The 13,528-nt window shown below is 68.3% G+C and carries 8 protein-coding genes; 4 read left to right on the top strand and 4 right to left on the bottom strand.

Translation table 11 applies throughout. The annotated features are described in order from the left end of the window. Nucleotides 1-5 precede the first annotated feature (5 nt). Nucleotides 6-455 carry a DNA polymerase III subunit chi gene (locus AB7M35_RS02515; RefSeq protein ID WP_453960574.1) on the top strand — a complete coding sequence of 150 codons (450 nt, stop codon included), beginning with the start codon at nucleotides 6-8 and terminating at the stop codon, nucleotides 453-455. A 12-nt stretch (nucleotides 456-467) separates the two neighbouring features. Here the strand turns inward: AB7M35_RS02515 and AB7M35_RS02510 are convergent, their stop codons facing one another. Further along, nucleotides 468-2,351 carry an ABC-F family ATP-binding cassette domain-containing protein gene (locus tag AB7M35_RS02510; RefSeq protein WP_453956985.1) on the bottom strand — a complete coding sequence of 628 codons (1,884 nt, stop codon included), beginning with the start codon at nucleotides 2,349-2,351 and terminating at the stop codon, nucleotides 468-470. A 67-nt stretch (nucleotides 2,352-2,418) separates the two neighbouring features. After that, nucleotides 2,419-2,928 carry a DinB family protein gene (locus tag AB7M35_RS02505; protein WP_453960572.1) on the bottom strand — a complete coding sequence of 170 codons (510 nt, stop codon included), beginning with the start codon at nucleotides 2,926-2,928 and terminating at the stop codon, nucleotides 2,419-2,421. A 99-nt stretch (nucleotides 2,929-3,027) separates the two neighbouring features. Here AB7M35_RS02505 and AB7M35_RS02500 point away from each other — a divergent pair, with 99 nt between their 5' ends. Further along, nucleotides 3,028-3,720 (top strand): glutathione S-transferase family protein, encoded by a 693-nt coding sequence (locus AB7M35_RS02500; protein ID WP_453956984.1) that lies wholly within the window; start codon nucleotides 3,028-3,030, stop codon nucleotides 3,718-3,720. A 171-nt stretch (nucleotides 3,721-3,891) separates the two neighbouring features. Continuing rightward, nucleotides 3,892-4,314 (top strand): nucleoside-diphosphate kinase, encoded by a 423-nt coding sequence (gene ndk, locus AB7M35_RS02495; protein WP_453956982.1) that lies wholly within the window; start codon nucleotides 3,892-3,894, stop codon nucleotides 4,312-4,314. Nucleotides 4,315-4,450: 136 nt separating this feature from the next. On the opposite strand, the gene AB7M35_RS02490 is transcribed toward ndk, so the two are convergent. Then, a complete protein-coding gene (locus AB7M35_RS02490; protein ID WP_453956981.1) occupies nucleotides 4,451-5,188 on the bottom strand; it encodes an SDR family oxidoreductase in 738 nt (245 codons plus the stop codon). A 118-nt stretch (nucleotides 5,189-5,306) separates the two neighbouring features. On the opposite strand from AB7M35_RS02490, the gene AB7M35_RS02485 reads away from it, so the two are divergent. Next, complete coding sequence (locus AB7M35_RS02485; RefSeq protein WP_453956980.1) at nucleotides 5,307-6,239, top strand: AraC family transcriptional regulator; 933 nt, start codon at nucleotides 5,307-5,309, stop codon at nucleotides 6,237-6,239. A 107-nt stretch (nucleotides 6,240-6,346) separates the two neighbouring features. Here the strand turns inward: AB7M35_RS02485 and AB7M35_RS02480 are convergent, their stop codons facing one another. Beyond that, nucleotides 6,347-13,213 carry an apolipoprotein A-IV repeat region-like domain-containing protein gene (locus AB7M35_RS02480; RefSeq protein ID WP_453956979.1) on the bottom strand — a complete coding sequence of 2,289 codons (6,867 nt, stop codon included), beginning with the start codon at nucleotides 13,211-13,213 and terminating at the stop codon, nucleotides 6,347-6,349. Nucleotides 13,214-13,528 lie beyond the last annotated feature (315 nt).

Genomic DNA, 13,528 nt, shown 5'->3' with positions numbered 1-13,528 from the left:
GGGTGATGGCGGAGGTGCTGTTCTACCATCTCGAGCGCCAGCCGCTCGAGCAGGTTCTGCCGACGCTCCTGGAGCGGTCGCTGCAGCGCGGCTGGCGCGTCGTGGTGCAGACCGGCGACGAGGAACGGCGCGACGCCCTCGACGGGCATCTGTGGGCGTACCGGGACGATTCGTTCCTGCCGCACGGCACAGCCCGTGACGGGTACCCCGATCTGCAGCCGGTCTGGCTGACCTGTCTCGACGAGAACCCAAACGGCGCGACGGTCCGGTTCCTGGTGGACCGGGCCACCTGCGCGGATCTCGCCCCTTACGAGCGGGTCGTCTACATGTTCGACGGCTTCGACCAGACCGCGCTCGCCGACGCGCGGCTGCGCTGGAAGGAGGCCAAGGCCGCCGGCCATGGCGTTACCTACTGGCGCCAGGGCGAAGAAGGCGGCTGGACCAAGATGGCCTGAAGCCGTTCCGGATCAACCGGTTGCGAGTGCTTCCTCGTATTCGGTCGAGAGCGCCAGCCAGTTTTCCTCCAGCTCCTGGATTTCTTCCACCGTGCGGGCACGATCCTTGGCGAAGCGGGCGCCCTTTTCGGGATTGCCCGAAAACAGCTTCGGGTTGGCGAGCGCAGCATCCAGCGTCGACAGGCGCATCCGGGCGGCCTCGATCTGCCGTTCGGCGGCGGAGATCTTCTTCTTCAGCGGCGCCAGCTCGGCGCGGGCCTGGGCGGCCGCCTTGCGGCGATCCTGTGCCTTGCCGCGGGCGCGGTCCTCGCTGCCACCCTTTGATGTCGTATCCCGCTTCAGCACCATGTCGCGGTACTCGGCGAGATCGCCGTCGAAGTCCGACACGGTCCCGTTGCCCACCAGCCAGAGCCGGTCGGCGCACGCCTCGACCAGGTAGGGATCGTGCGAGATCAGGATGACGGCGCCTGAATAGGCGTTGATCGCCTGCATCAGCGCCTGTCGGCTGTCGATGTCGAGATGGTTCGTCGGCTCGTCCAGGATGACCATGTGCGGTCCGTCGAAGGTGGCGAGCCCCAGCAGCAGCCGGGCGCGCTCGCCACCGGACAGGTCCGCCGCCTTGGTGTCCATGCGGGCGCCGGCCAGTCCGAACTGGGCCACGCGCGCACGCACCTTGGATTCCGCCACGCCCGGCAGGCGCCGGCGGACATGCTCGACCGGCGTTTCACCGCCGACGAGTTCGTCGAGCTGGTGCTGGGCGAAGTAGGCGACCTTCAGCTTGTCGGCCTTGACGATGCTGCCGCCCTGGGCCGCAAGCCGGCCGGCGAGCAGCTTGGCGAAGGTCGACTTGCCATTGCCGTTCGAGCCCAGCAGCGCGATGCGGTCGTCGTCGTCGATCCGGAGGTCGAGGCGGGAGAGGATCGGTTTGCCGGGCTCGTAGCCGACGGAGACGTGCTCCATGGCCACGATGGGCGGCGACAGCTTGCCCGGCGGTTCCTGCAGCCGGATCGGCAGGACGGTTTCGTCCACCACCGGGGCGATCTGCTCCATCTTCTCCAGCCGCTTCATGCGCGACTGGGCCTGGCGGGCCTTGGAGGCCTTGGCCCGGAAGCGATCGACGAAGGCCTGCAGGTCCTTTCGCTCAGCCTCCTGCTTGGCGATCCGCTTGCCCTGCAGCACGGCCTGCTCGGCGCGCTGGCGGGCAAAGGAGTCGTAGCCGCCCGTGTAGGTGGTGAGCTTGGCCTGGTCGAGATGCATGATCTGCGTGACGGCGCCGTTCAGGAGGTCGCGGTCATGGGAGATCAGGATGACGGTGTTCGGATAGCGGGCGAGGTAGGTCTCCAGCCACAGCGTGCCTTCCAGGTCGAGATAGTTGGTCGGCTCGTCGAGCAGCAGCAGGTCGGGGGCGGAGAACAGGATGCCGGCCAGCGCCACGCGCATCCGCCAGCCGCCCGAGAACTCGTGGCAGGGGCGCGCCTGCGCAGCGGTGGAGAACCCGAGGCCCGACAGGATCCGCGCGCCGCGGGATTCCGCCGAATGGGCGTCGATGTCCGACAGCCGCAGATGGATTTCGGCGATCCGGTTCGGGTCGGTGGCCGTTTCGGCCTCGACCAGCAGCCGGGCGCGTTCGGTATCGGCGGCCAGCACCCATTCTATGAGGCTGTCGTCCGACGCCGGCGCTTCCTGGGCGACCGCACCGATGCGCGTCGCATTGGGCAGCCGGATGCTGCCGCTCTCGGGCGAGAGCTCTCCCTGGATCAGCTTGAACAGCGTCGTCTTGCCGGTGCCGTTTCGACCGACGAAGCCAACCTTCGAGCGCGCCTGCACGGTGGCGCTGGCGCCGTCGAACAGGGTGCGGCCCGCAATGCGAAAGGTGAGGTCTGAAATCGTGAGCATGGGCGCGTTGTGACGGCAAAACGGGCGCGCGGCAAGCGGGCTTGGTGGCAATGCAGCATGGAATGCGTCAGTGCAGGCCGATCCCGGTCTCGAGGTTGAAGTAAACCAGGTCGAGCGACGGTGTATCGACCCCGAGCCGCGTCAGCAGCGCGGTTGCCTGGCCGCGGTGATGGGTCTGATGATTGAAGAGATGATGGAGCGCCGGCAGGAGCGGGTAGGCGACGTCCCTCGGCTGGGAAAGGGCCCGGTAATGCAGGACCGACGCGAGCGCATCGGCGTCCAGTCCGTCGACGTAGGCGATGATCCGCTCGTCCTCGGCGAGCCGTGCGGCACGCAGCGCGGCGAAGTCATCGTAGAGGATCTCGTCGAGGGCGCGGGGGACAGGGCCGGTTCCGGTGAATCGGGACAGCCAGACCCGGTCGCCCACGAGTATGTGATTGAAGGTTCCGTGGACCGACTTGAAGAACGCGCCGAGATCGGCACGGTAGTCGGCATCGGAGAGACGGGCAGCGGCGTCGTAGAGGCGCTCGTTGCACCAGGCATTGTAGCTTGCCATCATCTTGAAGTGGTCGCGCATGGTCTCGGCTCCGGTCACGTGCCGCAGCCATAGCATGAGCTCGACCTCGCGCGCAGGCGAATGGCAGGCCGGGCGCCAACGGGAACGGGACACATCTGAATGTCGATCATCCTCTACGATCTGTGCGGCGCCAACGACGTCCGCTTCTCGCCCTATTGCTGGCGCGTCAAGCTGGCGCTCGCCCACAAGGGCTTGGCGTTCGAGACGCGCCCGGTCCCGTTCACGGAGATTCCGTCGATCGCGGACGGCACTCAGAAGACGGTGCCGGTGATCGACGATGAAGGCCGTATCGTACGCGATTCCTTCGACATCGCTGTCTATCTGGAACAAGCCTATCCGGACCGTCCGAGCCTGTTCGGCGGACCGGGCGGGATGAGCGCCGCGCGCTTCATCGAGGCATGGTCCCGCGTCGTCGTGCACATGGGGCTGACGGGGCTGATCGTTGCCGATGTCCACTCCGCGCTGCAGGACGTCGACGACCGCTATTTCCGCGAAAGCCGCGAGAAGCGGCTCGGTCGCAAGCTCGAGGAGGTGCAGGCCGGGCGGGAGGATCGACTGGAGGCGTTCCGCGCAAGCCTCGCGCCGGCGCGCATGACCCTCGACTCACAGCCTTTCCTGGGCGGCAGCGCTCCGCTGTTCACCGACTACATTCTGTTTGGTGCCCTCCAGTGGGCGCGCGCCACCAGCCCGCTCCCGATGCTCGCGGACGACGATCCGCTCCACGCGTGGTTCGAGCGCTGCCTCGACCTCCACGACGGCCTGGGACGCGCACAACCGGCACGCGCGGCCTGACTCTCGGAAAATCGCGCGATCCGGGGCGTTTTCGGGCCAAATTCGGCCTTGATCGTGGGTGAGGCCCTTGCGGGCAATTCGTGCCTAAAGCTATAGCAGCGCGACGCCGCCGGCTTCCGCCGGCTGCCACGCATTCACCACCGACAGACATTCCGGAAGGAACTGACCACAATGGCGATCGAACGCACGTTTTCCATGATCAAGCCGGACGCCACGCGGCGCAACATCACCGGCAAGATCGTCGACCGCCTGGAGTCCGCCGGCCTTCGCGTCGTCGCCCAGAAGCGCATCCTGATGTCCAAGGCGACCGCCGAGGCCTTCTACGCCGTCCACAGCGAGCGTCCGTTCTTCCAGGAATTGACCGAATTCATGTCGTCCGGTCCGGTCGTCGTGCAGATCCTGGAAGGCGAGAACGCCGTCCTGAAGAACCGCGAAGTGATGGGCGCCACCGACCCGGCCAAGGCCGATCCCGGCACCATCCGCGCCGATTTCGCGGAATCCATCGGCGAGAACTCGGTCCATGGTTCCGACGCGGTCGAGACCGCCAAGGAAGAGATGGCCTTCTTCTTCTCCGGTTCCGAAATCACCGGCTGACACGGCGTGTGACCGTTCGGAGCGCAGCGACCGGGCTCTCGCGGGTCAGATCGCGCCGCTCCGAACGCAGCGCCTTGCACGACAAAGCCTGCCGCGGTTGCCGCGGCAGGCTTTTTTGTTGAAGTCTCATCGGGCCTCAGCCCTGGGCCGTCGGCCGGACGACGATCTCGCCGATCTCCACGTCCGCCGGCTGTTCGATGGCGAACGCGATCGCGCGCGCGATCGCCGCGGGCGCAATGCCGATCTTCTCCTGCATCGCCACGATCTCGGCCCTCAGACCGTCGTTGGTGATGGCGGCACCGAAGTCCGTCGCGACGGCTCCCGGCGAGATCACGGTCACCCGCAGGTTGGGGCCGGCCTCCTGGCGAAGGGCTTCCGAAACCGCCCGTATCGCATTCTTCGACCCCGCGTAGACACCCATGGTCGGCACGATCTTGATGCCTGCCGTCGACAGGACGTTGACGAACTGGCCGCTGCCCTGGGCCTGGAAGACGGGCAGGGCCGCCGCCATGCCATAGAGCGGGCCCTTCACGTTGATGTCGATCATCCTGTCCCAGTCGTCCACCCGGCGTTCGTCCATGCGCGAGATCAGCCCCACGCCGGCGCAGCTCACCAGCACGTCGAGGCGCCCGAACCGGTCGAGAGCGTCGTCGACGAGGCCCTGAACGTCAGCCTTGACCGTGACGTCCATGACCCGTGAGGCAGCGGCGCCGCCTCCTTCGGCGATGCGCCTGACGAGCGCCTCGAGCCGGTCCGCCCTGCGCGCGCCCAGCATGACGCTCGCGCCGCGCTCCGCCAGCAGCAGGGCCGTCGCCTCGCCGATGCCGCTGCTCGCCCCGGTGATCGCCACCACCTTGTCCTTCAGTCCCGTCATATCGACCGTCGCTTTCTCATCTGAGGCGGATGGTTTTCCGCGCCGGTCAGCAAGCTATGGTGCGAGCCTGGGATGATGAATAATCATCCGTCCCAGATACATTCGCGAAAGTACCGGAATGCACGGCGATCCGATCTCGGACATTCTCGCGCTCACCGATGCGCGCACCACCGTCTCGGGCGGCTTCACCGCCGGCGGCGACTGGTCCATCCGCTTTCCGCCGCCGGGCAGGATCAAGTTCTTCGCGCTCATCCGCGGCCGGTGCGCGCTGCGGATGGAGGGGAGCGACACCGTCGTCCCCATCGGCTGCGGCGACGTATTCCTGCCATCGGCGACCTCCGGCTTCGTGCTGTCGGGGGGCGCAGGCGCCGTTCCGATGGATGCCGCACCGCTGTTCGCCGACGCGCCGGAGACGATCGTCGCGGTGGGAGGCGGCAACGACTGTCTGGTGATCGGCGGCCACGTCCACCTGAACCCGGTGAGCGGCAGCCTCCTGTCGGAGATCCTGCCGCCGCTGGTACATGTGCCGGCGGCCGACGAACGGGCAGCGCCTATCCGCTGGCTGCTCGACCAGCTGATGGCCGAACGGGCCGCGGCCGCCCCCGGCGCCGACATCGCGCGGGCGCAGATCGCCCAGCTGATGTTCGTGCATCTCATCCGCGCGCATCTCGCCGGGGGCGGTGCCATCCCCATCGGGCTCCTGCGCGCCGCCGGCGATCCGCGACTGATGGCGGCGCTGCGGCTCATCCATGGCGACCCGGCCCGCAACTGGCGCCTCGCCGAGCTCGCGGCGGCGGCCGGCATGTCGCGGACGAACTTCTCCCTCCGGTTCAGGGAGGCGGCGGGCGTGGCTCCGCTCGCCTATCACACGCGCTGGCGGATGCGGCTCGCCGACCGGATGCTGCGGGAAGGCCAGGCGCCGATCTCGGCCGTCGCCCGGTCCCTCGGTTATGCGTCGGAGAGCGCCTTCAGCAGCGCGTTCAAGCGGGTGACGGGCAGCGCACCGCATCATTACCGGCGCGCGGCGGCGGGGCCGCGTTCGGGATCGTGAGGCCCGGCGCGCGCCGGACGCCGCGACACTGAACGGAAAACCATGAAAAAGGCCCCGGAGCTTTCGCCCCGGGGCCTCTTTTTCGTACGTCCCGTCTCAGCAGGAGATCAGGCGAGGCGTCCGCTCGCGTGGGCGAGCATCGTGTAGAGCTTGCCGGTCTCCGAGGTCAGGTAGGTCCGGCTGGTCGATCCCGTACGATCGGTCTCGGCCACGTCGGAGATCAGCTTCTCGAAGTCGTCGACGTACCGGTCCACCGCATCCCGGAAATCCCGGTCCCGCTGATACTTGCGGCGGATTTCGTCGAAGGTCTGCTGGCCCTCCATGGTGTAGAGCCGGCGGCTGAACACCTTCGATTCACCGCGGTTGTAGCGCGACCAGGCGTCCCGGTAGCTGTCCTCGTCGACGGCCCGTGCCATGTCGCTGGTCAGCACGTCGAGGCTCTCGGCGGCCGGCGTGGGTGCCTCGTCCGGCTGCTGGCGGCCGCGCGGACCACGGTCGTCGTCCTCGTCGACGGAGGCGCGGCGCAGGAGGCTGGCGACCCATCCATCCGCGTTGCCGGTTCCCTCGTCGGGATCGGGCAGGCGCATGGCCGGGTGGCTCTCGCGGCGTCCGCCGCCGCCGTTGCCGGCGTCACGCTGCGGCGCGGGCGCCCGGAACTCCGGCTCCGGATCGACCGGCGCCCGCTCCATCACCGCCGTGTCGGCCGGTCCCTGGGGCTCGCGTTCGCGGGCGACGGGCTCGGAGCGGGCCTCGCGGCGCGGTGCCTGCCGGGCGCCCTGGGGCTGCTCGGTGTGCACCGACACGATGTTGGCCAGTTCCTTCAACGCGTCGATCTGGTCGGTGACCGCGCGGCGCATGGCGGCGGAGTTTTCCGCTGCCTCTTCCGGCAGTTCCAGCACCCCACGCTTCACTTCGGCGCGGGTGGCCTCCAGGTCGCGCTTCATCTGCTCGGCCGCGGACCGCATGTCCTCGGTCGCGCTGGTGAAGCGGCTTGCGATGTCCTTCAGCGTGCGGGTCATCTCCTCCGACATCACGCCCTGGGCCTCGCGCACGGCTTCCCGTGCCTGGTTGCCCTGGTCGCTCGCCACCGACGACAGCGACGCGAGCTGGTCGGCCAGCGTCTGCGAGGCCTGCTCGACCGTCCGCTCGATGAGGGCGGAGGTCTCCTGCGCGCGGGCTTCGGCGGTCGAGATCGAGCGTTCGACGCGGCCCAGGAAGGACTTCATCAGGCCGTCGACGGTCTCGGTCTTGCTGGCCAGTGCCGAGGTGATCTCCTCGATCGTCGCCCGGTGCTCGGCAAGCGTTGCCTCGACCGACTGGTTGGCGACCTCGAAGCGCTCGGTGGCCGAGACCAGGCCGCTGGTGTGCTCGTTGACCTGGCCGTAGAGGCTCTGCAGGTCGCGCAGCGCGCTGCCCGTCAGGCGGCGCAGTTCCTCGGTCTGGGAGCTGAGCATGCGCCCGGTCTCCGAGGTCGAGTTGCCGGCCTGGGCGACGGTGGTCTCGAAGCGGGCCATCTGCTCGCCGAGCGCACCCTCGATCTCGGCCATCGTCGAGCCGATGGTGGAGAGCGTGGAGTGCAGCGAGCCGTTGCTGTCCTCAAGGTTGGCGACCAGCGTGCCCAGCTCGTTGCGCAGCGACTGCTTGAGGGCCTCGGATTCCCGGGCGAAGCGATCGGCGGTCTCCGACAGGATGTCCTGCAGGTTCGCGCCGTTGGCCGAGATCCGGTCGGCGAGGTCCGTGAGCGGGGTGATCGCGTTGTCGATGCTGCTGCGGACGACGGCCTGCAGGGCTTCCTGGGCGCGGTCGCTCTCGTCCTTGAGGACGGTCGCGATTTCGCCCGTGCCGTCCCGGGTGAGCCGGTCGATCTCCTCCAGGTGACCCTTGAAGGTCGCGGTGATCTCCGTCTGGCCGGTGTGCAGGCTGCTCGCCACGTCGCGGGCCCGGGTCAGCAGGGTGTCGCTCAGCTTCTCGATGCGGCCATCGAGCGCCTGCTCCATGGTCTCGATGCGGCGGCCGAGGACGGAGTCGATCTCCTCGCCGCGGGTCCCGACCGTCTCCACGAGGGAGGCGGCGCGCCCGTCGATGAGTTCGCTGAAGCTGCCGATCTGACCTTCGAAGGCTTCGTGCACCGAGTTGGCGCGCACCGTGAGCATCGTCTCGAGCCGGTCCAGCTTCTCTTCCAGGCCCGACTGCAGTCCGTCGCCGCGGGTGGAGAGCAGGTAGGACAGGCGCTCGGCGTAGCTCTCGAGCCGGGTGTCGATGCTGTCGCCGGTCTGGCCGAGCAGCATTTCAAGCCGTCCGAGGTTGCTCTCGAGCGAGCTGTGGATCGTGTCGCCACCGCTGGAGAGCAGGGTGTCGAGCCGCTGTGCGTGCCCGTCGAGCTGCGTGTTGATCTGGTTGCCGGACCGGGAGAACAGCTGGTCCAGACGGTTGATCTGCTGCTCAAGCGTGCCCTGCATGCCTTCGCCGCGGCTGGCGATGACCGTGGAGAGGTGCTCCGCGTGGCCGGCAAGCCGCGCATCGATGCCCTCGCCGGACCGGGCGAGCGCGGTCTCGAGGCGTCCGATGTTCTCCTCCAGCGAGGCGTGGATGCCTTCGCCGTTGGTCGACAGAACGTGGGACAGGCGGTTGGTGTGGCGCGTCAGGCGGCTGTCGATGGTCTCGCCGGACTGGGAGAGCAGGGCCTCCAGGCGGGCGATGTTCTCCTCCAGCGAGGTGTGGATACCCTCGCCGTTGGTCGACAGCACGTCGGTGATGCGGTCGGCGTAGCCGGACAGGCGGCTGTCGATGGTCTCGCCCGACTGGGAGAGCAGGGCCTCGAGGCGCCCGATGTTCTCTTCCAGCGAGGTGTGGATGCCCTCGCCGCTGGTCGACAGCACGTGGGTGATGCGGTCGGCGTGGCCGGTGAGGCGGCTGTCGATGGTCTCGCCCGACTGGGACAGCAGTGTCTCGAGGCGGCCGATGTTCTCGTCCAGCGAGGCGTGGATGCCTTCGCCGCTGGTCGACAGCACGTGGGCGATCCGGTCGGTGTGATCGCCGAGCTGGGTGCCCAGGTACTCGCCCGACTGGGTGAACAGGTTGTCGAGGCGGCTGATGACGGTCTCGATGGAGGCCTGCACGCCTTCGCCGCGGTTGGCCAGCACGTTGGAGAGGTGCTGGGTGTGCGCATCGAACTGGGTGCCCAGGGCTTCGCCGGTGTCGGAGAAGAGCTGGTCGACCCGGCCGATCTGCTCCTCGAGCGTGGCATGGATCATGTCGCCACGGCCAGCCAGCAGCTCGTCGATGCGGGTGACATTGCCGGTGAACGTCTGCTCCAGCCCGTCCTGGTGGACCGAGAAGACCTCTTCCAGGCGGTTTGCGCTTTCCTCGCTGGCAATGCGGATCTGGTTGCTGCGGTCGGACAGGAGGTCGCCGATGCGGCTGACGTTGTCGTCGACCGACGCGCGGATCTGCTCGCTGTAGGACCCGAGGAGGCTGTCCATGCGGCCGACGCTGTCGTCCACGGAGTAGCGGACCGTGTCGCTGTGGGAGGACAGGATCCCATCGAGGCGTCCGACGCTCTCGTCGACCCGGGCGCGGACTTCCTCACCCTGGGCGCCGATGCGCTCGGCGACGGTTTCGGCGCTCTGGGTGATCTCCTCGGCGATCCGGGAGCCGCGCTGGACGATCGCCCGCGAGATCTCGGCGCCGGCGGTGGCCAGCGTCTCGCCGAGCTCGGTCGTGCGGTGTCCGAGCGACGCGGAGGTCGTCTCGACCACCGTCTCGATGCGCGCGTTGAGGGCGTTGGTCTGGGCCTCCAGCGCCTCCGCCAGGGCGGCGGTGGAGCGCGAGAAGGTTTCGGCGATGCCGTTCGACGACCGGTCGAGGTTCTCCTCGAGCGAGCGGCCTTCCACGGTGATCGTCTCGTGGATGCGAACGGCGGTCTGCGAGAGCTTCTCCGCGAGTTCGAGACCGGAGACGGTGATCGCCTCGTCGAAGCGGGAGGCGGTGGTCTCCAGGTGGCCCGACAGGACATCCACCTGCTGGGTGAAGTCGGAGACGAAGGTGCTGCCGCTCTCCTGCAGGGCGGCGACCGCGCGGCCGGCTTCGCTGGAGAGCTGGTTGGTCACGCTGTCGCCGAAGCCCGTGAGCTGGCTGACGGCGCGTTCCGCCTCGCCGGACAGCTGCGAGGTGATCGTCTCGCCGAGGCCGGTGAGCGACGCCACGGCACGCTCGGCCTCGCCGATCATCTGCGCCGAGATGGTGTCGCTGAAGCCGGTGAGCGAGGTCACGATCTCTTCGCTGCGGGTGCCGAGGCGGCTGTCGATGGCGACCGTTGCGCCGTCGAGCGCTTCCTGCAGCTCGCGGGTCCGGATCTCGAAGGTCTGGTTCAGGGTCTCCTGGCGACCGGCCAGGATCGCGTCGGCCTTCTCCACATGGCCGAGCACGGCCTGCGAGAGTTCGGTCGAGCGCTCGTGGATGACCTCGCCGACGCGGCCGCCGAGGTCGGAGAGGGTCGCCTCGATCTCGCTCATGCGGCTGTCGACGCTCTCGCCGAGCGCAACGTTCGCCGCGCCGATCGTGCCGAGCAGGCGCTCGCCGGTTTCCGACAGCGAGTAGTGCAGTTCGCTGACCTTGCCGTCGATGGAGGAGACCAGCTGCGTGGCGGTGTCGGTGAGGTTGCTGTCGATCGTGCTGGCGCGATCCTCGAAGCCCTTGACGATGCGCTCTGTGACCTGGCCGAGGTTGTTCTCCAGGCCCGACAGCCGCTCGTCGAGATCGACGGTGAAGCGGCCGGCCGTGCCGAGGATGGCCGTGTCGATCGCCGACAGCCGCTCCTCGATGGACTGGCTGAGGCGCTCGCCGGCCATGGCAACGGTCGTGTCGACGGCGGCGAGCCGGTCGTCGATCGTCCCCGTGAATTGGGCACCGGCGCCGTCGAGCGAAGCCGTGATGCGCTCGTGGGCGGCATCGAGCGCCAGCAGGAGGGCGTCGGAGCGCTCTTCGACGCCCGAGGTGACGCGCTCGGAGGCCGCCGCGATGGTCCCGTCGAGGGTCTCCAGCCGGCCGTCGATGAGCGTGGTGAAGCGGCCGCTCGCGGTGTCGATGGCGTTGGTGACGCGGTCCTCGGTGGTGAACAGCATCTCGTGGAGGCCGTTGTAGCGCTCGTCGAAGGCCGACGAGAGGCGCTCGCTCGCCTGACCGACAGAGCCGTCGAACGTCTCGAGGCGCTCGTCGACGAGGGTGGTGAAGCGGCCGCTGGCGTTCTCGATGGCGTTGGTGACGCGGTCTTCCGTGGTGAACAGCATCTCGTGGAGGCCGTTGTACCGCTCGTCGAAGGCGACGGCGAGGCGCTCGTTGGCCTGGGTGACCGAGCCGTCGAACGCTTCCAGTCGCTCATCGAACATCGCGGCGAAGCGGCCGCTGACGCTGTCGACCGCCGCGGTGACGCGGTGTTCGGCGGAGGTGAGGGCCTCGTGCAGGCTGCTCGACCGCTGATCGAAGGACGTGGCCAGGCGCTCGCTCGCTTCGGCGAAGGTCGCGTCGAAGGTGCCGAGGCGGTCTTCGACCGAGCTCGACAGCCGGCTCGCCGCGGCGTCGATGGACGAGGTGACCTGATCTTCGGTGTTGAGGATCGCCTCGTGCATGGCGCCGGAGCGCTGCTCGAAGGTGGTGTTGAAGCGCTCGCTGGCCTCGTCGAAGAGGCTGTTGAACGTGCCGAGGCGCTCGTGCACCGCCAGCGTGAAGCGGTTCGACGCCTCGTCGATGGCGCCGGTCACCTGCTCGTGGGTGCCCGACAGCGTCGCATGAAGGTGTTCGGTGCGCTCCTCGACGGTGGCGCTCAGGCGCTCGCTGGCGCCGGTGACGGCGCCGTCGATCAGCGCGAGGCGATCGTCGATCGTGCCGGTGAAGCGGCCGGTCACGTTGTCCAGTTCGGAGGTGATCTTCTCGTGGGTTTCGGTCAGCGAGGCGCTGAGGGCCTCGAAGCGACCGCCGACGGATTCCAGGATCAGCTCGCCGGACGACGAGATCGAGGAGGTGAGCGTTTCGCGGGCGCTGTCGACTTCGCCGCGCAGCGACGAGACGACCGTCTGAAGCGTGCCGGTCAGCGTCGACTGGCTGCTGTCCAGCTGCTCCTTCAGGAGGCCGGCGTTGTTGGCCACTTCCTGGCGTTCGTTGACGAGTTCGTTGATCAGGCTGCGGATCGCCACCTCGTGCTCGCCGTACGAGCGCTCCAGGGCGGACACTTCGCGCTTCACCATGACCTCGAGCTCGCTGGCCCGGGCAAGCGCGCGCTCGATGCCGTCGCCCATGGCGGCGACTTCGCGGCGGATCGTCTGGCCGACACTGACCATGCCTTCGGCCGCGTGGACCTCCGGCTCGGACAGGCGCAGCGCGATGTCGGTCATGGAGGCCGCGGCGAGGCGGAATTCCTGCCCGCGGCGGATCATGTAGGCGAACGCGAACAGGCCGAGCACCGGGACGAGGGCCAGCGCGATCAGCACGAGGAACTCGCCGGTGGCGGTGAAGGCGGTGAACGACGCGGCGTCTTCGAAGGCACCCGGGAACTGCTGCTGCACGATCATCGCGCCGGCGCCGAGCCAGGCGAGGCTCAGGATGGCGGCGATCCACAGGGGCCAGTTGGACGGGCGCTGGGAGGCGGCGAGGGCACGACGGGCGTCGACGCGGTCGTCGTTCGCCGCCGAGCTCGGACGCGCCAGCTTTGGCCGTGCGCGGCGATCCTTGCCGGGCAGGGGAGCCGCATCGCCTTCCAGGCCGTCATTGGCCACCGACGGCGCGGCGCTGTCCGCCTCGCTCTCGTCGAACAGGGATGCGGTGTCCTCCGCCTGCGTGTCCGCAGCCTCTGCGGTGGCAGAGGACTGGTTGTCCTCGTCATCGCGCAGAGATGTCGTTCCGAGATCGAACAGGGCCTCTTCAACCGCCGACAGGGCAGCTTCCGCGGGATCGTTCGCCTTCGAAGATTGCGTGGCCATGGTGTGCGTCGCCTCGCGTCCGTACGCTTTACTCATCGGGACCGGCCGCTGCTCTCTCGAACACAGAGAACTGCCGGCGGGAAAAACCGTTTACGCATCGCTTCCGCTTCACTTTCGCCCCGGTACCGAGACGATGTCTCGCTGTTTCCAGGGAAACTGCGCGCATCATCAGCCGATAGGGCGAGAAACGGAATTTGTTAACGAATTGGTAATGACATATCCGGCGTCCCGGAACAAGGAAATGCCTTGGATGGACAAGGCTCTATGGTTAACGACTGCCGCAGTTCGGGCGTATATTTGGCGAAACCGTGGCGG

The sequence above is a fragment of the Amorphus suaedae genome (assembly GCF_053629675.1).
This window is presented reverse-complemented; position numbering and strand designations above follow the sequence as displayed.

What these genes read in the sequence shown, in the direction of transcription:
- AB7M35_RS02515 (WP_453960574.1), top strand. Translation starts at nt 6, where the DNA reads ATGGCGGAGGTGCTGTTCTACCATCTCGAGCGCCAGCCGCTCGAGCAG.
- AB7M35_RS02505 (WP_453960572.1), bottom strand. Translation starts at nt 2,928, where the DNA reads ATGCGCGACCACTTCAAGATGATGGCAAGCTACAATGCCTGGTGCAAC.
- AB7M35_RS02500 (WP_453956984.1), top strand. Translation starts at nt 3,028, where the DNA reads ATGTCGATCATCCTCTACGATCTGTGCGGCGCCAACGACGTCCGCTTC.
- ndk (WP_453956982.1), top strand. Translation starts at nt 3,892, where the DNA reads ATGGCGATCGAACGCACGTTTTCCATGATCAAGCCGGACGCCACGCGG.
- AB7M35_RS02480 (WP_453956979.1), bottom strand. Translation starts at nt 13,213, where the DNA reads ATGGCCACGCAATCTTCGAAGGCGAACGATCCCGCGGAAGCTGCCCTG.
- AB7M35_RS02490 (WP_453956981.1), bottom strand. Translation starts at nt 5,188, where the DNA reads ATGACGGGACTGAAGGACAAGGTGGTGGCGATCACCGGGGCGAGCAGC.
- AB7M35_RS02510 (WP_453956985.1), bottom strand. Translation starts at nt 2,351, where the DNA reads ATGCTCACGATTTCAGACCTCACCTTTCGCATTGCGGGCCGCACCCTG.
- AB7M35_RS02485 (WP_453956980.1), top strand. Translation starts at nt 5,307, where the DNA reads ATGCACGGCGATCCGATCTCGGACATTCTCGCGCTCACCGATGCGCGC.